This is a genomic window from Nocardia speluncae NBRC 108251 (assembly GCF_001613245.1).
Lineage (GTDB): Bacteria > Actinomycetota > Actinomycetes > Mycobacteriales > Mycobacteriaceae > Nocardia > Nocardia speluncae.
Genome location: NZ_BDBZ01000055.1, coordinates 1 through 18,519, shown reverse-complemented (window position 1 = coordinate 18,519; position 18,519 = coordinate 1). Strand labels below are relative to the sequence as shown.

Here is an 18,519-nt window from a genome sequence, read left to right as displayed (position 1 = left end):
GGGTCCCCCACCCGGCCGCCCGCCGCAGGGTCGCCCGCAGCCGCCGAATCAACCGACGCAGCGGATGGGCCACCCGGGGGAGCCGGCCCCGCAGCGCGGCGAGCAGGGCACCGCGAAAATACAAAACCCCGCCGGGTCCGCAGAAGCCACCCGGCGCGAACGCACCGCGACCGGCACCGGCCCGTCCACCCGTCCCGGCCCGAACACCGGCGAACGGCGGGCCGCCGGCGCCGACAGCCGGGCGGGCAACCGCTCCGGTCCCGGTGGCGGACCACCGCCGCGACGGCCCGGCGGGAACCGTTCGGGTGGTCCGGGCGGCCCCGAGGGTCGTGGTCCCGGCCAGAAACGCAAGAACCGGTGGAAGATCGCGCGCCGGATCGCCTATGTCCTGGTGGCGCTGGCGATCGTGGTGCCGAGCACGGTATTCCTGATCGCCTATTCCACGGTGTCGGTCCCAGAACCGGGCGATATCGAGACCAACCAGGTCGCGACGATCCTCGCCCAAGACGGGGAAACCGAGATCACGCGCGTCGTACCGCCGCAGGGCAACCGCACCGATGTGACGATCGATCAGATTCCGCCGCATGTGCGCAACGCTGTGATCGCCGCGGAAGACCGCGATTTCTACAGCAACCCGGGTTTCTCGATCTCCGGTTTCGGCCGCGCCGCACGCGACAACCTCCTCGGCCGGGAAAGCGCCGGTGGTGGTTCGACGATCACACAGCAGTATGTGAAGAACGCGCTGGTCGGTGACGAACGCAGCTACACCCGTAAACTCCAGGAGCTGGTCATCTCGGCGAAGATGGCCCGGCAGTGGAGCAAGGACGAAATCCTCACCGCCTACCTGAACACCATCTACTTCGGGCGCGGCGCCTACGGTATCGACGCGGCTGCCAAGGCCTATTTCGGTAAGCCGGTGCAAGAGTTGAACGTCGCCGAAGGCGCCGTTCTCGCCGCGACCATCCAGTTGCCCTCGCTACTCGATCCGGAATCGAATCCGGAAGGCGCCGAGTCCCGCTGGAACTATGTGCTCGACGGTATGGTCGCCGGCGGCAATCTCGACCGCACCGAACGCACGGGCATGACCTACCCCGAGGTGGTGTCGTCGTCCGCAGCGGCCGGGCAGAAAACCGATTCCTCGGGTCCGGAGGGCCATATCAAAGCGCAGGTGCTGCGCGAGCTCTCCGCTGCCGGGATCAGCGAACAGCAGATGAACACCGCGGGCCTGCAGATCACCACCACAATCGACGCCCAGGCGCAGCAGGCCGCACTGGAGGCCGCGCATACGAATATGGAGGGCGAACCGGACCAGCTGCGTACCGCAGTGGCTTCGATCGACCCGAAATCCGGTGCGGTACGCGCCTACTACGGCGGTGAGGACGGCTACGGCTACGACTTCGCCAACGCCCCCTTGCAGACCGGTTCATCGTTCAAGGTGATCGGCCTGGCACAGAACCTGGAGATGGGTATACCGCTGTCGCAGATGTACGACAGCTCGCCTGTAACGGTGAACGGTATCGAGGTCACCAATGTCGAGGGCGAACAGTGCGGGACCTGCACCATCGCCGAAGCGTTGAAACGGTCGCTGAACACCAGCTTCTACCGCATGCAGCTGGAGATGCAGAACGGCCCCCAGAAGATCGCCGATATGGGCCACAAACTGGGCATTCCGGAGGAACTTCCGGGCCTGGGCGCCACGCTCACCGAACCCGGTGGCGCCGGTCCGAACAACGGCATCGTGCTGGGCCAGTACCAGGCCCGGCCACTCGATATGGCCTCCGCCTACGCGACGTTGGCCTCGTCCGGGATGTATCACAAACCGCATTTCGTGACCAAGGTCGTCACGGCCGACGGGCAGGTACTGCTGGATCGTGGCGATGTGGCCGGGGAGCGCCGGGTTTCGGAGGCGGTCGCCGACAACGTAACCGCGGCCATGGAACCGATCGCGGCGTACTCGCGCAACCACGGGCTCGCCGGTGGCCGCCCGTCGGCCGCCAAGACCGGTACCGCACAGCTGGGTGATACCGGGGAGAACAAGGACGCGTGGATGGTGGGCTACACGCCGTCGCTGGCCACCGCGGTCTGGGTAGGCACCACGGACAACTCGCCGCTACGCAACTACGGCGGCGCAATGATCTACGGTTCGAGCCTGCCGTCGGATATCTGGAAGGACACGATGGACGGTGCCCTCGAGGGCACACCCAGCGAGAAATTCCCGAAACCCGCGCCGATCAAGGGCCAGGCGGGCGTACCGAAGTGGACGGCCCCGTACACCGCGCCGTCCACGACGATGCCGAGTTTCGAACCCCCGGTGGTGATCGAGCCGAGCCAGGTCGAGATCCTGCCCGGTATCACCATCCCGGTACCGGGCCTGCAACCCAATCCGCGTAGCCAGACGCAACCGCAGGGTCAGCCACAGGGCAACAACGGCCCCGGTCCGATGCCCGGGCAACCGACTGCCGGAGCCGAGGGGACGGCGCCGACGGTCACCCAGGCACCCGGCGCGGGTACCGAGAGCGATACCGGCGGCGATACCGATTCCGGGGCCGATTCCGGCACCGATCCGGGTGGCACCGAGAGCGGCGATACCGGCGGCTGATGGGCCTGCCCGCCCCACTCCCGGGTCCGGCTCTGTCCGGGCCGGACCCGGGTTACCGGTAACCTCGGGTGCCGTGAGCGAGCAGCGACTGGTGGGCGGGCCGGACGGCGGGCACGAGCCCGGAAACGGGCCGACCCACCGGGATACCGCCCGCGGCTACGATTCGCCCGCACCGCTCGCCCCCGACCTGCGATCGGCCGATGCGCGCGACAAACCGAGCCGCAACGATTCGATGGCCGCCCAGCTGTGCACCGTGGTGGGTGGTCCGGTCGGCGATCACGCACTCATCGGGCGCGCCCGTTTCTGGACCCCCGTGCGAGTGCTGCTGGCGTTCACGGTGATCTTCCTGGCCTTCGGATGGTTCGCCAAGGCCGGTTGTATCCAGCAGACCGCCGCCCCTGGCGGCGGCCTTTCACTCGACTGGAACGACGGCCGCCAGTACACCGCGATGTGCTACTCCGATACCGTCCCGCTCTACGGCGCCGAACGGCTCAACGAGGGCGCCTTCCCGTACAAGAAGTATTGGGTGGAGGAGGCCCCGGGCGGCGGTACCGAGGTCCGGCATATGGAGTATCCGGTCCTTTCCGGGCTGTACCAGTACGTTTCGATGCTGGTGGCCAAAACCTGGGACGCGAGCCCGCTGCCCGGCGCCTTACAGGTCGTCCTTTACTTCAACGTGGTCGCGCTCGGTCTGTCGATGGCCTGGCTGGCGACTATCTGGGCGACCGCGCTGCTCGCCGGCCGCCGGATCTGGGATGTCGCGCTGATGGCGTGTTCTCCCCTGGTGATCGTGCACGCCTTCACCAATTTCGACTTCCTCGCGACGGCGTTCGCCGCCGCCGGTCTGCTGGCATGGGCCCGGCGCAGGCCCCTGCTGGCGGGCGTCCTACTGGGTTTGGGCGGCGCGGCGAAGCTGTATCCGCTGCTCCTGCTGGGTCCGATCCTGGTGCTGTGCCTGCGCGCCGACCCGATGCAGCGCACCCCCCGTGGCCGGCTGTCGATGCGGTTGCGCGATGTGCGTGGCGCGGACTCCCTGGGCACCTGGCTGGCCGAGGTCCCGGCCCGGATCCGGTTGCTGGGTACCCGACCGCTGGGTGCCGCCGGTTTGACCACAGGTGGCGCGCTGGTGACCTGGGGTCTGGTGAACCTGCCGATCGCATGGCTGTACCCGGACGGCTGGCGGGAGTTCTTCCGGCTCAACACCACCCGTCACGCCGACCCGGATTCGCTCTACAACGTGGTGATGTCGTTCACCGATTGGAACGGTTTCGACGGTGTGCTGCGCCACGGCGAAGCACCGGCCATCCTGAACATGGTGTCGTTGCTACTGTTCGCGACCGCCTGTCTGGGGATTGCCTATATCGGCCTCACCGCACCCCGCCGGCCCCGCCTGGCGCAGTTGTGTTTCCTGGTGATCGCGGCTTTCCTGCTGACCAACAAGGTGTGGAGCCCGCAGTACTCGTTGTGGCTCGTACCGATCGCGGTGCTGGCGATCCCGCATCGGCGCCTGCTGCTGACCTGGATGACGATCGACGCCCTGGTCTGGGTGCCGCGCATGTTCTACTATCTCGGCGTCGACCGGAAGGGTCTACCCGAGCAGTGGTTCACCGGCACCGTCCTCCTGCGCGACCTCGCGGTGATCGGATTGTGCGTGCTGATCATCCGCCAGATCTACCGCCCGGACGAAGACCTGGTACGCCGCGACTACCTGGACGACCCCGGCGGCGGCGTGGTCGACCGAGTTTCCGACCCTTTGCTGCCCTGGCTCCCGCAGATCCTGCGTCCCCGGATCTCCCTCGACACTCATTGGACCGGCGCCGTCGCAGCAACCCGGCGAACATCCCGAGGAAAGTCGGCCGAACCCGGGCCGGTACACCCTGTACGACCGCTCGAGACCCGGCCACCCGCACGCCTGGGCTGACCCGGAACGGTGCGGCACGCCCTCGAGGGCTCTCACAGTTCCACGCGAACAGCACCGGCACTGCCCCCTATCACCGCCCGGCGCCGACCCCGAACGCACTACGGCGGTATCAGGGCCGGCGACATCGTCCGGGCCGGAAGGATCAGCGGCGGCTCGGCGTCGCCGATCCAGTCCGCCGCGACCGAGCGTAAGCGCCGCGGAACTCAGCTCGCGCGCAGGATCCTTGCCTGTTGTTCCGGTTCGTGCGGCAGCATGTCCAGGTCCAGCTGCCAGGCGTTGTTGGTCCACGGATCGAACAGCGGGGTTCCGGCGACCGTCGGCAGATGCCTACAGGCACGCGACAGCGTCGACACCATGGTGTCGTGGGAGTCGGTTTCGTCGGCGCCGACGATCACGGTGGACAGTCCGATCAGGTCGCCGCGCGCCAGTAGTGCGGCCAGGCGCTGCGCGTCCGCGGACTGGTAGCCGTGCGGGAAGTCCGCCGCCAGCAGGATGCGATGTTCGGCCGGCGGTACGCCCTGCCCCGAGTTGTATGCCATTTCGGCGAGTTCGGCGGCATCCACGAGTTGTTGCAGCCGTGGCGAAATATCGACGTGGTCGTTGATCGGTGGTCCCGCCAGTACCGGCGCAAGCATTCCCGTGAAACCGGTGAACGCTCCGGTGAGGTCGATGATGTCGACAATCGTGCGGCGTCCCGGCGCGGCCCGCAACAGGCGGGCCAGTAGTGCGCCGATCACCGGGGCCACCGCGGCAGATGATTCGGTATCCACCCACAGGGGCCGGTTCAGCGGTACCGGCACGCAGTACGGGATTCGCAGCGCGCCGCGTTCCAGTGCATAGAGTTCGCCGAGCCGGATGCCGTCTGCGGGGGCCGCCGGGCGATCCCAGGCCGGGGAATCCCACGATGCCAGCGCAGCGGGTAGTACCGCGTCCGCTTCGGCGAGTTCCCGTTGCAGTTGGGCACTGTCGCGCTGATGGCTGTTCTCGGCGGTGGCGGTGAGTTCGTCGTAGCGGCTCTGCGCGGCAGTGCGTGCGGCAGCGGCGGCGGGAGTGTTGCGGGTCGCCGGGTCCGAAACCGCCGCGGACAGTTCCTGATCGAGCCGTTGCGCGGCGTAGTCGCGGGCCGATTCGAAGGCGGCCCCCGACCGGGCGGCGTCTTCGAAGATCATCCACAACCGCTCCAGCCCGTGCCCCACTTCCAGCGGAGAGCCCTCGGCGGGGGCAGGTGGTGGCGGTGCGGAACCGGCGGCGGCCGCGCCGTCGACAACGGTGACAGCGGCAGCCGCGGTCGGTGCCGCTGTCACATGGTCCTGGGCACCGTGGGCGCGCAGGAGTTCGGCGATGCCACCCGCATACCCCTGCCCCAGCGCACGTAGTTTCCAGCCCGTACCGCGCCGATACAGTTCGAAGCAGATCAGCGCGGTTTCCCCGGCCTGCGGGGTGATCACGAATTCGGCTACCGGCGCGTCGTTTTCGGAGAGACTCGCGGTCACCACGCCCGGCGCACCGGGCGCCGCAGCGGTCAACAGCACCGCCTGGGCGTCGGCGCGCACCTCCGCGGGAGTGACCACCACCGCGGCGGCCGCCTCGTCGATCCGCACACCCGGACCCTCGGGACGTTCGGAAACCAGCACATCCGCGGCCGTTTCCACCCGCAGATCCGCGGCCACCACCAGCGCCGAAACGGTCAATGGCACCGCCGCATGCACCTGGAAGCGGGACACACCACCGTCGAGAGCGATGTTCTGTCCCGCCTGCAAGACCTTCATATCCTGTCCCCCGCTATCACTCATGCCTGCAGGAACCGGCCCAGCTGCGGAATCGCCTCGCCCGGGTGTTTGGCGTTGAAGCCTTCACCGATGGCCTGCATCTTCCAGTCCCCGCCGACCCGGAACAGTTTGGCCATGGCCATCGCCGTGGTCGGCGTGCCGCCGGTGAGCGAATACCGCGCCAGTTCGGCATTGTTCCCGCCGTCGATCAACCGGCAGAAAGCGTTCTGCACCTGACCGAAGGTGTGGCCTTTGTAGGAGGTCACAACGAACACCAGACTGTTGACATGCGCCGGTATGCGCATGAGATCGACCAGGATCACCTCGTCGTCGCCGGCGCCCTCACCGGTGAGGTTGTCGCCCTGATGACGGATCGAACCGTCCTTCGAGGTGAGCTGACCATAGTAGGCCACGTCGACGGGATTCATATCGGCGAACATCACCACCGAGGCGTCCAGGTCGATATCCACGGTGCGGCTACCGAACAATCCCCGCTGCTGTACCGGATCCCAGCCCAGGCCCATCTTCACGAAGGTGAGCGCAGCGCCGTCCTCCTTGCGGAGGCTGACCCGCTGCCCCTTCTGCAGGCTCACCGGACCGGTTTTGCTCAGGCTGATCTCACCGGCCGGTTGCTGCTGCGGTGGCGCCGGCTGCTGCGGTGGCGGCTGGTAGCCCGGGCCGGGCGGCGGCGGATACCCCCCACCCTGCGGTGGATAGGGCGCGGTGGGCGGCGGCTGCTGGGCCGGGTACGCAGGCGGGGCCTGCGGCGGCGGCATCGGAGCCTGCGGGGGCGCCGCCTGCGGCGGGGGCGGCGGGGGCGCGGCCTGTGTCTGCGCGGCCGAATCGTCCACCGTGACACCGTGGTCGGTGACCAGCGCGGCGAAACCACCGGCGTACCCCTGGCCGACCGCGCGCACCTTCCAAGCACCTTGCCGGCGATACAGTTCGAGCGCGATCACGATCGATTCGCTGGCCAGGCCGTCGACCCGGTATTCGAACAGCTGGGCACCGGACTGATCGGAGACATGGGCAACCGGCGGCGCGAACTGGCCGAAATTCGTATTCGGATCGTCGAGAGTGATCACCGCCCGCACCTGCGCGATGTCGGCGGGTACCGCGGCGAGGTTCACCACCAGCGCAGCCGGCTGCCCCGCGGGGCCCGGACGCAGCTCCACCCCGGGCCCGCTGGGCTGGTTGTAGAACACGAAATCAGCGTCGGACCGGACATTGCCCTGCTCGGTGACCAATAGTGCGGACAGATCGGCCGGGGCGGCCAATTGAATCGAAATCACCACGTCATTAGTGGCCAGTGGACCGTTCTGGCCTTTGGCGAGTGTTGCGGACAAGTCAGACCCTTCGCTTGTCGGTGCGTGTACGTGCCACTCTACGAGATACGTACCGACCGCAAATATCGTTAACAACGGTTCGGACCGCCCGAGGCCTCTGGCGGACATACGCGGCCCGGCCCGCCGGAGCGCACGGATAGACGCGATCGAACTGGGAGGATTAGGGTAACGGCGATGGACGAGCACCGTACGGGAACGGCGCTCGGGGCGGCGACGACGACGGGCGATTCTTTCTATGGCACAACTCTTCGAACAATCGAAGAAGGTGGTGGAGGCGCACCTCGCGAACTCCGGCATCCGCGCGATCTCCGGTTCGATGGTCGCCTACGAGGGTGCCGTCCAGTTCAAATCTGCCGGATTCGGCGGCGGTGACGGCGTTCTCGCCGGCATGAAGCGCCGCGCCACGGGCGAGAAGCTGTCGCTGATGGAATGCGGCGGTAACGGCCGGGTCTTCCTGGCGGTCAACGGCCAGTACGTATCGGTGGTGAACCTGAACAACGAAACCCTGCAGGTCGAATCGCAGCAATTGCTGGCATTCGCCGGGAATCTGCGCACCGACGTACGTTTCGCCGGGGTCCGCGGAGCATCCAGCGGACAGGGACTGTTCACCACCACGGTGAGCGGGCAGGGACAGGTCGCCCTGCTCTCGGCGGGCGGACCACTCATCCACCTCGAAGTTTCCCCACAGTTCCCACTGGTGGTGGACCCGGATGCGTTCGTCGCCGCCCGTGGCAACCTCAACCAGTCGTTCGTGACCGATGTGTCGTGGCGCTCGATGGTGGGGCAGGACGGCGGCGAGGCGTTCTCACTGCGGTGGGACGGGCAGGGCGTGGTCTCGATCCAACCGGCGGAACGGTAGGGCATGTTCGAGCAAATCAACTCCAAGGTCGTCAAGGTCGATATCGGTGCGGCGGGCGGTGTGGTCGCCCGGACCGGCGCGATGCTCTTCTACACCGGTGATGTGGCGTTCGCGCCGCACGAGATTCCGGGTGGCGCCGGTATGGGCGGCGGCGGTGGCCTGGTTCGGATGGCCGGCCGGATGATGGCCGGGGAACACCAGCGCACCATGCTGGCCCAGGGCACGGGTCAGGTGCACTACGGCTTCGCCGGGCTCGAGGTTCAGGTCGTACCGATCCAGCCGGGTGCGATGCTGCAGGTCGAAGCGTCCCGGCTGCTTGCCTATACGGCGGGATTGCAAACCTCGGTGGTTTCGGTGGCCAGTTCCGGTGGCAGTGGCGGTGGCGGCATCATGGGGGCGCTGCGCGGCGCGGCCTCCGGCGCCCTCACCGGCCAAGGCATGTTCACCACCCAACTATCCGGGCACGGCAGCGCCGTGCTGCTGGCCCACGGTGGCTATCTCGAATTGCAGATCGGCGGACCCAATCCGGTGGTGGTCGACCCGCAAGCGTTCATCGCCTCCTACGGGAACGTGCAGACCGAACTGAAGGCCGCGGTGAGCTGGCGGGATGCCGTGGGGCGCGGGTCCGGTGAGGCCATGCAGTTGCAGTGCGCCGGGCAAGGCGTCGTCTACGTCCAGGCGTCGGAGGAGAAACTGTGAACGAGATCCTCAGCCCGATGACTCTCGGGGAAAGCGACAATATCCCCGAGAACAGCTACGCCTACTGCATCGACCTGAACAAACCCTGGTTCATGCGCAAGGGCGCGATGATCGCCTACTACGGCCAGATGCGGTTCCAGGCACTCACGCACGGACTGCAAGGCCACCTGCTGCACATGGTGGCCCACCAGTTCTCTGCCCCGCTGTTCACCGGGGACTATGTGGTCGCCGAGGGACAGGGCAAACTGCTGATCGGCGACCGCGGCTACGACATCAATTCCTACGATCTCGACGACGGCAACCTCACTATCCGGGCCGCGAATCTGCTCGCCTTCGAACCGGGGTTGTCGCTGAACCAGTCGATCGTCCCCGGTTTCCTCACCCTCATCGGCACCGGCAAGTTCCTGGCCTCCTCGAACGGTCCGGTGATCTTCGCCGAACCACCGCTGCGGGTGGATCCGGAATCCCTGGTGGGCTGGGCCGACTGCCCGTCGCCGAGCCACCACTACGACCAGCGGTGGGTTTCCGGTTTCCTGGCGGCGGGCGCGGCCGCCTTCGGCGTGAACTCCGGAGAGGAACGGCAGTTCGATTTCACCGGCGCCGGAACGGTGCTGATCCAGTCGAGCGAGAAGGTACTCAGCGACTCCGCCCTGATCCGCACCATCGAGGGACAGTTGCAGAGTGGGGTCACGGTGCCCGGCCTGCAGCGGTTGCAGGGTGTTATCGCGCAGCAGCTACAAGGTCAGCAAGGGTACTGATACCGGGCGCCACGCCGCCCGTACCGTCGAACTGCGGTAGCACGGCCGGACGGGCAAACTTGGCGCATGCTGCATCTGCGGGTGATGGCGCCGGCCGAGCTGACCGACGACGTGCTGACGATTCTCGAATCCGACGAAGCCGTCAGCGGTCTGGCGGTGTTCCGGGGTGGCGGGATAAAACCCGAGGGTGATGTGATCCTGGCCGATCTGGCCCGGGAGGCCGCCAACGATATCCTCGAGCAGTTGCGGGCTACCGGACTGCACCACCACGGCAGCATCGAGCTGGAGCAGGTGCGCACCTGGCTGTCGCTGTCCGGCTATCTGGCCGAACTCCGAACGCCGGGTTACAGCGCCGACGCGGTGGTCTGGGCGGACGTGACCCAGCGGTCCTACGAAGAAACCGAACTCAACTGGGCCTACCTGAGTTTCATGACCTTGGCGACGATCCTCGCCAGTATCGCAATCGTGGTGGACTCCCAGGTGCTGTTGATCGGGGCCATGGTGCTGGGGCCCGAATTCGGTGCCATCGCCGCGCTGGGAGTAGCCCTGGTGCGCCGCCGCCCGGCCTTGCTCGGTCGCGCCGCCACCACCTTGCTGACGGGGTTCCTGGTCGCCATCACCATGGCCTTCGTCTTCGCCGTCGCAGGCCGGTTCCTCGGCTGGATCACCATCGAGGCGGTCACCGGGGACCGCCCGGAGACCTCGTTCATCTACACCCCTGACAAGTGGTCGTTTGTGGTCGCGCTGATCGCCGCGGCGGCCGGCGTGCTCTCGCTGACCTCCGCCAAATCCGGCGCACTGGTCGGCGTGTTCATCTCGGTGACCACGGTGCCCGCCGCCGGCAATATCGCGCTCGGTCTGGCCTTCGGTGCCGGGTCGGCTATCTGGGGTAGCGCCCTGCAGCTGGTGCTGAACCTGGCCGGGATGGCGCTGGCGGGCTGGGCGACGCTGGCGTTGCAGGACATCGTCTGGTCACGAGTCTCGTTGCGCCGGGCCCGTAGCGAGGCGCGAGCGCGTCGCCGGATGCTCTGACAAGTACCACCGGAAACCGGCCCGCAAGCCCGTACGCCCGGACCGGCGTAGCGTGGACGCCTCTGGTGGCGGTGGATTTGTGTTCGAGGGTGGCGTCCGGGCCCTTCCTGGAAGCGGGCCTAGCCGGTGGGTTCGGCGACCCGGCCCGGCAGAGCGGCGGTGAACCAGTCGACGATCTCCGCGCCGGCGAGGATTCCCGTGGCGGAGGTGACACTGATACCGGGGTGGGCCCAGCCGAGTTCTTCGAGTTCACCGTGTCGCGGCCGGATCCCCCGATCGGCGGCCATCAGCATTTCCGCGTCCAGCGCGCCGTCGCCGGCGGCAAGTGTCGGCGCCGCCGGGTCGAGGCGGCCGGCGGCGATGAGCCGGTCACGGACCTCGGCCACGGCCCGGCTCTTACACACCACCATCGGCATGGTGTAAATCTTGCGACCCTGCCGCGACGCCGACCAGCCGCGCGGCCGGCACCAACTGTCCCATTCGGCGAGGAAATCGGCCGGGGTGGCGGCGAGGTCCACCACCAGGTAGCAGAACAGGTCGTCGGCCTCGCGGTACCTGAGCACCCACGAATCGTCGATCCGATCGCGCAGGGCGGTGCCGATCTCGGCGAGAGTGGCGCCCCCCGCCCGGACCGCCACATCGATCGACCGGCGCCACCTGTCGTCAGGTGACCCGTCCACCAGTATGTTTCCGCCGTTGCTGGTGACCGCGAACGGCCACGGGGCGCCCGGGAACCGGATCCGGTCGAATTGCGCGATGGTGCGTGTGGTCGTGGGCAGCACAGCTGCCGCGGCCGCCAGCTCCGTCATCGCGCCGGCGGCGGCGACGGTCATATACGACAGCGGGTCGCCGTCGAGGTGTTCCACGCAGACCGTTTCGGGTTCGGTCGTCCCGAAGGCATTGCGCGAGTAGATCATCGTCCGATCGAGATCGGTCGCCACCAGTACCGGTTTCGGAGACATCATCTAACGCCGCACATCCTTGATCAGACCCATACACGAATAAGCCAGCTCCGGTACGACCTCCACCGGTACCTCACGAGCCTGCGCGAGCAGCCGGATATGCGCGTGTTCGGCAGCGTCGGGCTCACGCACCAGAACCCGCCACGGCACCCGCCGCAGCAGTACCCGGGTCGTCTCCCCGACCCCCGGTTTCACGAAGTTCACGCTGTCGATACCGTATTCGGCGCGGACCTGTTCCACCGACGCCCAGCCGGCCCAGGTCGGCGTCCGGTCGGCGGAACGCAGGCGACCGACCTGCTCGGTTACCCGGCCGCGGACGGTATCGAAGGCGGCGGTGACCGTATCGACGAGGCGGCCGGAGACATCGTCGGCGGCGAGATCGGCATAGAATTTCGCCCCGTGGAAATCATCCGGGCCGACGAGGTCGCGGTTGAGTACCGTGCGCGAAACCAGGCCGGAGACCGTGGAATTGAGGCAGGCCGAGGCGATGAGAAAATCGTCGCGGGTGCCGTAGGTACGCACACAGTGGCCGGGGTCGGCCAGTACCGCGAGGTCGGCGTCGAATCGCGCACCGCCGGTCGCATGGTAAGCATCCAGGGCCTGGGTGAGTTCCTTGGCGATCGCGCCCTTACCGGTCCAGCCGTCGACGAACACCACATCGTCAGGGTTGTGCCGCTCGGCCAGATAATCCAGCGCAACAGGGTCGATTCCGCGATCACGCACGATCGAGACCGCGTAATGCGGGATATCGAGACCGGGCCGCGACCCGTGCCCGGTGGCGAGCCAGCGGCGGATCAGGATCCCGATCGGGGTACCCGCTCGGGCCAAGGAGGCCAGCACGATATCGGTACCGCGTTCGGCGACCACGAGTTCGGCGACCGTCCCCACTGCCAGCGCCAGCCGCTGCGCGCTGTCGTCCAGGACCCGGTCGAACAACTCACGGTAGGCAGCGTCGGGCTGATACTCGATCGGCAGTGATTCGGCATAGTGCGCGACGCCGGCCTGGATCCGCTGTTCGCGGTAGGCGAGATCGGCCTCCAGTTCGGCACCGGACAGATCCTTCAGCAGCCACGCCACATCGTCACGGGCATACGAGCCGAATCCGGGACCGTAGAGCGGCCGGGGGCCACCGGTCGACTCCGGCCGTGAAACCCTCTGTGCTGCTGAACCTCCCGCTTCCGGTCGCGAGGGCGCCACCGGATCAGGCCGCGAGGATGCCCACGCCTCCGGCCGCGCGGGCACATCCGGATCCGGCCGCGAAGATGCCGCCCGCTCCACGCAGGAAGGCACCGACAACTGCCCGCGAGCCGAGGCAGCCGAATCCTGCGCCTCGGTTTCCCGAGTCCGGGCCGCGTCGAGGACCACCGGATCAGTGCTCGGCACCACCGCCACCAGCACATCCGACCCAGCCGCAGTGAGTACGTCCACGAGCCCACCGGGCGCGTAGAGCTGCGCACTGTCGCCTGGAGTATCGACCACGAACACCAGTACCGGGTCGGCGCCGGCAGCCACCGGGGTGCCCGGCCAGCAGGCGTTGTACAGGAAACGTGGCTGTTCCTCGCCGGGTTCCGGTGCCTGGAACCGGAACCCGCGGCGCAGCGGGTAGCCCGGCTCGTCCAGAACGTAGGCGGGTGAACGCGTAGTCGTCTGATAGCGCACCGGAATCCCGGAGTCCGCCAGCGTCACCGCAAGGCACAAAGGCAGATACATCAGCTCTTCGTGCGCGAGCACAATCACCGGCCGGTCCGGGTATTCGGTGATCAGCTGATCGCGCAGCATTTTCGCTGCGGCGGCTCCGGCCTGTTCGAACGCCGGACGGTCGGTGCGCAGGAAACCGTGCCGGCCACCGTCGGGCACATCCTGCGGCCAGGGCAGTTCCAGCCGGATGGAATCGCCCCGCACGGCCGCGATCGGATTGAGTTCGGCTTCCGGCAGATCCAATACGGCGCCGACGAGCCCGTCCGGCAGCACCGCACCACCGGTAGCAAGACAGACCGTATCGATGCGGGCCCCCAGTTCGGCCGCGACCCCGGCGAACCGGGCCCGGTCGGCCTCGGTGCGCATATCGACCAGCGCCGCCAGCACATAGTGGGTTCGCGGCGCGAATTCGTGCAGTGCCGCGATCGCGTCCAGTGCGGTGTTGCCGGTGGAGATCTCGTCGTCCACCAGTACCAAGGGCAGACCGGCGGTGAAAATATCGCCGGGCATCGGTTGCAGCAGATGTGAGGTGGCATGCGAATGCCCCTCCTCGAAACCCGTCAGTGTCCGCGCGCCCCGCACCACCCGGCGGGTCGAATGCAGGTAGCAGGCGGCGTCGATCCGGGTCGCCACGCAGTGCCCGAGGCCGGTCGCGGTCTCGGCGAAACCCAGTGCGACCGCATCCTGTTCGCCGAGCACGCCGCGCACCAGATCACCGAGCCGGTCGCCCGCGTCCCGCACCACCAGCGGATCGGTCGGCAGGTGTTTACCCAGCACAGTGGACACCAGCAGATGCGCCCGCCGCGGATTCTTACGCAACCCCGGCTGCAGCAGATCGGTGATCACCGGGCGCGCCGGTAGAACGTCCGGCCGGTCGCTGTGCCGGAAACATTCCCGGTGGAGCAGTTCGATTCCGAGTGTGCGGGCAGCCCAGTAGCTTTCCCCCGGGCCCGACTCGCTCATGCTGTAACTGTCGAGCATGAGCGGGGGCCCTACGTGGTTACGCTCCGCTACCTCCTCCGGGCCTGGCTCGCTCATGCTGTGACTATCGAGCATGAGCGAGGGCCCTACGTGGTTACGCTCCGCTACCTCCTCCGGGCCTGACTCGCTCATGCTGTGACCAGCGCGGATAGCAGGTCCACGAAGGACACCCCTTTCTTCGCGACCCCGAATACGCGGGCCCGGGCGAGTGTGTGGCTGGCCCAGCTACGGTGTGGCCGCATCTCGTTCATCTTGTTCCGGTACCCCGACGCGGCGACCCCGCCGACCTCCACCTGGAGGATGTCCAGGGCGTCGGTGTACTCCTCGTGCGTCACCACCGACAGAGCGTGCACTGCCGCCACATGCGAGGGATGGATAACGGTCTTGCCCTGGATCCCGTTGGCGCGGTCCAGGGTTATCTCACGGAGCAGGCCGTCGAGGTCGCGGCTCACCAGGTAGCTGCGGAACGGCACCGCATCGGATTCCTCGAACGGCGCGGTACGCAGCAGCGGCCGGAACATCCGCTCATGATCGGCGAAGTACTCCCATACCGGCCCGGTGATCACGAATCCCGTACCGTCCGTCCGTCCCAGGTAGTTGACGATATCGGCGATGACATCGGCGATCACTCGCACGTCGTAGATGGTGAGGTCGCGGTCGCGGCGGATACCGAAGGTCGCGCACATATCGGTGGCCCCGATCCGGACCGCCAGAATCTGTTCCCGGTGCTCGGCCAGCAGCGTGGCGATCCGGCTCAGTTCGGAGTCCCGGGTCTGCCGGTGCACCAGCGCCGCGGACTCCAGGACGGGCATACCGTAGAGCGGCCGCTCGGGGCGGGCGGCGGCGGCGGAAGACAGCGCCGCGAGGTATTTCGGTCCCGAAGCACTGTCGAACTTGGGGAAGACGAAACCGGTGAGCACATCGGCACCGGGTCCCAGCCGTTCGAGGATTTCGGGCACCGTATCGGCGTCGCGCACCCGGACGAACAGCAACGGGCTCGGGTCCCGGTGGCCGGCGAGCTCGTCCAGGGTCCGCACGGCCTGCTCTTTGGCGGCGGCCAGCTCGTGATCGGCGACCGCGTCCTCGAGGTCGATCACCATCGAACACACCCCGCGTTCGGCCCGCCGGACGATCGTGGCCGTCAGGTCATCGCGGGTCGCCGGAACGTACAGGGTGGCGCCCAGCGCCAGCGCCAGCATTTCCCGGTCGGCACGGGCGTCGAACGGTTCGGGTTGGCGATGGAACAGGGCCCGCGCATCGGGGCCCTGTAGCTGCCGGAAATGCCGGCGCGGTACCCGTTTGTGCAGGGACACTTCCTGCCGAACGGCCATGGCTGCGGTCATCGATCCCCCGTCTCATCCATTTTGTCCTGGTTGTTTACGCATTCGATCCACCACACCGGCAATGAATTCGGTGATGGTGTCGAGTTCGTTCACGTACGCCCAATAGTCGGGGTGCCGCCCGGTCAGCGATCCGGTGACCCGGTCGAGCCGCTCGACCTGGGCATCCAGTACCGAACCCCATTCGGCGACCAATCCCCGTGAAACTGCCAGCATTTGTGCGTCCCGGAGCCGGAACCGCACAGCTTCCGCGCGTTGGCGCGGATCGTCTCGGACCGTGCGCAACTCGGCCAGCCGTTTGGTGACGGCATCGACGAGTTGTTCGGCGTCGGCGAGGTGACCGCGCGCAGTTGTGGTCAGGTCAAGGGCCAGCTCCGGGTTGTGCTCGGCCGCGGCGGTGCGGGCGCCGGCAAGGGCACTGTCCGCAGCGGTGATATGACGCTCACTTGCGCGGTCATTGTCAGCCAGATCAGCCGAACTCGCAGCATTGAACTCACGCAACAGGGCAGAGTACGCGGGCCCGAGACGTTCGGCGCGGGTGCGTACCGCCGCTATCCGGGTGGTGACAGAGGCGATCGCGTTCCGCGCGGCGCCGGCCCGAGATGGCGCTTGGGCCAAAGCTTCCGACAACTCCGCCGTCGCGGCGGCCAACTGGTTCGCCGACGCGCGCACCCGGCCCCGTTCGCCTGCCGGAACGGCCTCCAATGTGACCATTGCCTCATCGATGCGCGCGGCCGCGGCCCGCACCGACGGATAGCCTGCGTATTCCGATTCCGCCGCCTGCTCGCGCACCCGCGCGGCCTCGGTAGTGACGTGCGCGACCAGTTCCGGTACCGCACCACGCACCGCGACCGCTTCGTCGAGCCGGGCGCGCTCACCGTGATAGAACCGGTCCACCTCGCGGGCCGCCGCGTGCAGTTGCCGCACCACGGTGTCCAGCCGGTCCTGCCGGCCCCCGATCCCGGCACCGGACTGCTCGGCCCGGCCGATCTCGTCGGTCAGCGCGAGATATGCCTCACCAGCGGCGTAGCACTGCTGCCGTACCGGCGTCCAGCGCCGGCCGAGTTCCCGTTCCGGGAAGATCTCCTCGGAGGCGATCGTGGCCGCATCCGCGGCCGATTGCCGGCGGTCCATATCCAGGAACGCCGCCGTCAGCGCCGATCGCGCCTGTTCGAACCACGGATCCGACCCCGACCGGAACCATCCACGCCTACGGCCTGCCACAGACCCGATGGTATGAGATCGCCGGCCCGGCGCGTAGCGACGGCCGATATCGCAGGTGCAAGAGGGCTTCCGAGCTCGGATGGGCGCATGACGCTACGCAAGTCCGCCGAAAACCACTACTGTCGTTTTCGTACCCGGCGATTTCGGACATGCTGGGATCGCAGACAACTACGAAAGGGAATCCCGCATGGGTGTCAGTTTGTCCAAGGGCGGCAACGTCTCGCTGAGCAAGGCGGCTCCGGGGCTCACCGCGGTAGCCGTCGGCCTGGGCTGGGATGTGCGCACCACCACGGGCACGGACTTCGACCTCGACGCCAGCGCGATCGCCACCGGAGCCGACAAGAAGGTCGTGTCCGATAAGCACTTCGTGTTCTTCAACAACCTGAAGTCCCCCGAGGGCAGCATCGAGCACGTCGGCGACAACACCACCGGTGAGGGCGAAGGCGACGACGAGGTCATCAACGTCGACTTGGCGAACACCCCGCCGAGCATCGAGAGCATCTTCTTCCCGGTCTCGATCTACGAAGCCGAGAGCCGTCAGCAGTCCTTCGGCCAGGTCCGCAATGCCTACATCCGCGTCGTGAACCAGGCCAACAACGAAGAGCTGGCCCGCTACGACCTCTCCGAGGACGCCTCCACCGAAACCGCCATGGTTTTCGGTGAGCTGTACCGCAACGGTGACGAATGGAAGTTCCGCGCCATCGGCCAGGGCTACGCCTCCGGCCTGGCCGGGATCGCCCGCGACTACGGTGTCAACGTCTGACGATCCACACCTCCGGGTAGCGTGAGGGGGTCCGGTAACGGGCCCCCTCGTTTTCGGCCTTCCCACCGAAGCGGAGGGGACAAATTGGACAAATAGGCGGTCGGCGGCAACGCTGGTTACCCGGCGGCAATGCCGGTGACTACGAATCCGCTGTTATCGCCGCACAGGTTTCTCGTTAACGGCCGGGATACCGACCGCAGTCCGGCCACCGCACACGAAAGGTCCCAGCGTGGTCCTGCGAATATTCGGTTTATCCCTGGTCGTCACGGTGCTATCGCTGGGGGTGGCGTTCCTCTACGGCGGTCCCACCGCATTGGCGCTCTGCATCATCCTCGCCATCCTCGAGATCTCGCTTTCGTTCGACAATGCCGTGATCAACGCCACCATCTTGGAAAAGATGAGTGAGTTCTGGCAGAAGATCTTCCTCACCATCGGCATCCTGATCGCCGTGTTCGGTATGCGGCTGGTCTTCCCGCTGGCCATCGTCTGGGTGACCGCGGGACTGAACCCGGTCCAGGCATTCGACCTGGCGCTGAACCCGCCGGCCGACGATGCCGCCACCTTCCCC

The 18,519-nt window shown here is 67.4% G+C and carries 14 protein-coding genes; 8 read left to right on the top strand and 6 right to left on the bottom strand.

Going from position 1 to position 18,519, the window contains the following annotated elements; translation table 11 throughout:
• Positions 1-118 precede the first annotated feature (118 nt).
• Both NS6_RS33530 and NS6_RS34465 read left to right on the top strand, forming a co-directional pair.
• A complete protein-coding gene (locus NS6_RS33530; protein WP_068050386.1) occupies positions 119-2,599 on the top strand; it encodes a transglycosylase domain-containing protein in 2,481 nt (826 codons plus the stop codon).
• Between the two features lie 73 nt (positions 2,600-2,672).
• Positions 2,673-4,520, top strand: coding sequence for a glycosyltransferase family 87 protein (locus NS6_RS34465; protein WP_245669608.1), 1,848 nt, complete (start codon positions 2,673-2,675; stop codon positions 4,518-4,520).
• 203 nt (positions 4,521-4,723) lie between these two features.
• On the opposite strand, the gene NS6_RS33515 is transcribed toward NS6_RS34465, so the two are convergent.
• Both NS6_RS33515 and NS6_RS33510 read right to left on the bottom strand, forming a co-directional pair.
• Positions 4,724-6,289, bottom strand: a complete 1,566-nt coding sequence (locus NS6_RS33515; RefSeq protein ID WP_068050379.1) for a TerD family protein — start codon at positions 6,287-6,289, stop codon at positions 4,724-4,726.
• A 20-nt stretch (positions 6,290-6,309) separates the two neighbouring features.
• Positions 6,310-7,635, bottom strand: coding sequence for a TerD family protein (locus NS6_RS33510; protein ID WP_068050377.1), 1,326 nt, complete (start codon positions 7,633-7,635; stop codon positions 6,310-6,312).
• A 235-nt stretch (positions 7,636-7,870) separates the two neighbouring features.
• On the opposite strand from NS6_RS33510, the gene NS6_RS33505 reads away from it, so the two are divergent.
• From NS6_RS33505 to NS6_RS33490, 4 genes are all read left to right on the top strand, one after another.
• On the top strand, positions 7,871-8,494 hold the full coding sequence (locus tag NS6_RS33505) for an AIM24 family protein (RefSeq protein ID WP_068050375.1): 624 nt from the start codon (positions 7,871-7,873) through the stop codon (positions 8,492-8,494).
• A 3-nt stretch (positions 8,495-8,497) separates the two neighbouring features.
• Complete coding sequence (locus tag NS6_RS33500) at positions 8,498-9,193, top strand: AIM24 family protein (RefSeq protein ID WP_068050373.1); 696 nt, start codon at positions 8,498-8,500, stop codon at positions 9,191-9,193.
• Between the two features lie 17 nt (positions 9,194-9,210).
• Positions 9,211-9,951, top strand: coding sequence for an AIM24 family protein (locus tag NS6_RS33495; RefSeq protein ID WP_068050384.1), 741 nt, complete (start codon positions 9,211-9,213; stop codon positions 9,949-9,951).
• Positions 9,952-10,017: 66 nt separating this feature from the next.
• Entirely contained in the window at positions 10,018-10,983 is a 966-nt protein-coding gene (locus NS6_RS33490; protein WP_068050371.1) for a DUF389 domain-containing protein, read from the top strand.
• Positions 10,984-11,102: 119 nt separating this feature from the next.
• On the opposite strand, the gene NS6_RS33485 is transcribed toward NS6_RS33490, so the two are convergent.
• The 4 genes from NS6_RS33485 to NS6_RS33470 form a co-directional block, all read right to left on the bottom strand.
• Positions 11,103-11,948 carry an HAD family hydrolase gene (locus NS6_RS33485; protein ID WP_068050369.1) on the bottom strand — a complete coding sequence of 282 codons (846 nt, stop codon included), beginning with the start codon at positions 11,946-11,948 and terminating at the stop codon, positions 11,103-11,105.
• Positions 11,949-14,606 (bottom strand): phosphoribosyltransferase, encoded by a 2,658-nt coding sequence (locus NS6_RS33480; protein WP_157113109.1) that lies wholly within the window; start codon positions 14,604-14,606, stop codon positions 11,949-11,951.
• Between the two features lie 146 nt (positions 14,607-14,752).
• Positions 14,753-15,967: an HpcH/HpaI aldolase/citrate lyase family protein gene (locus NS6_RS33475; protein ID WP_157113103.1), complete on the bottom strand. Its 1,215-nt coding sequence runs from the start codon at positions 15,965-15,967 to the stop codon at positions 14,753-14,755.
• A 12-nt stretch (positions 15,968-15,979) separates the two neighbouring features.
• A complete protein-coding gene (locus NS6_RS33470) occupies positions 15,980-17,188 on the bottom strand; it encodes a coiled-coil domain-containing protein (protein WP_068050365.1) in 1,209 nt (402 codons plus the stop codon).
• 187 nt (positions 17,189-17,375) lie between these two features.
• On the opposite strand from NS6_RS33470, the gene NS6_RS33465 reads away from it, so the two are divergent.
• Both NS6_RS33465 and NS6_RS33460 read left to right on the top strand, forming a co-directional pair.
• Positions 17,376-17,951 (top strand): TerD family protein, encoded by a 576-nt coding sequence (locus NS6_RS33465; protein ID WP_068050363.1) that lies wholly within the window; start codon positions 17,376-17,378, stop codon positions 17,949-17,951.
• Positions 17,952-18,180: 229 nt separating this feature from the next.
• Positions 18,181-18,519, top strand: a 339-nt coding sequence (locus NS6_RS33460) for a DUF475 domain-containing protein (protein ID WP_157113102.1), incomplete at its 3' end; no start/stop codon positions are given.

Coding starts and splice junctions, on each gene's coding strand:
- NS6_RS33515 (WP_068050379.1), bottom strand. CDS start 6,289: ATGAAGGTCTTGCAGGCGGGACAGAACATCGCTCTCGACGGTGGTGTG.
- NS6_RS33505 (WP_068050375.1), top strand. CDS start 7,871: ATGGCACAACTCTTCGAACAATCGAAGAAGGTGGTGGAGGCGCACCTC.
- NS6_RS33500 (WP_068050373.1), top strand. CDS start 8,498: ATGTTCGAGCAAATCAACTCCAAGGTCGTCAAGGTCGATATCGGTGCG.
- NS6_RS33495 (WP_068050384.1), top strand. CDS start 9,211: ATGACTCTCGGGGAAAGCGACAATATCCCCGAGAACAGCTACGCCTAC.
- NS6_RS33490 (WP_068050371.1), top strand. CDS start 10,018: ATGCTGCATCTGCGGGTGATGGCGCCGGCCGAGCTGACCGACGACGTG.
- NS6_RS33485 (WP_068050369.1), bottom strand. CDS start 11,948: ATGATGTCTCCGAAACCGGTACTGGTGGCGACCGATCTCGATCGGACG.
- NS6_RS33480 (WP_157113109.1), bottom strand. CDS start 14,606: ATGAGCGAGTCGGGCCCGGGGGAAAGCTACTGGGCTGCCCGCACACTC.
- NS6_RS33475 (WP_157113103.1), bottom strand. CDS start 15,967: ATGACCGCAGCCATGGCCGTTCGGCAGGAAGTGTCCCTGCACAAACGG.
- NS6_RS33465 (WP_068050363.1), top strand. CDS start 17,376: ATGGGTGTCAGTTTGTCCAAGGGCGGCAACGTCTCGCTGAGCAAGGCG.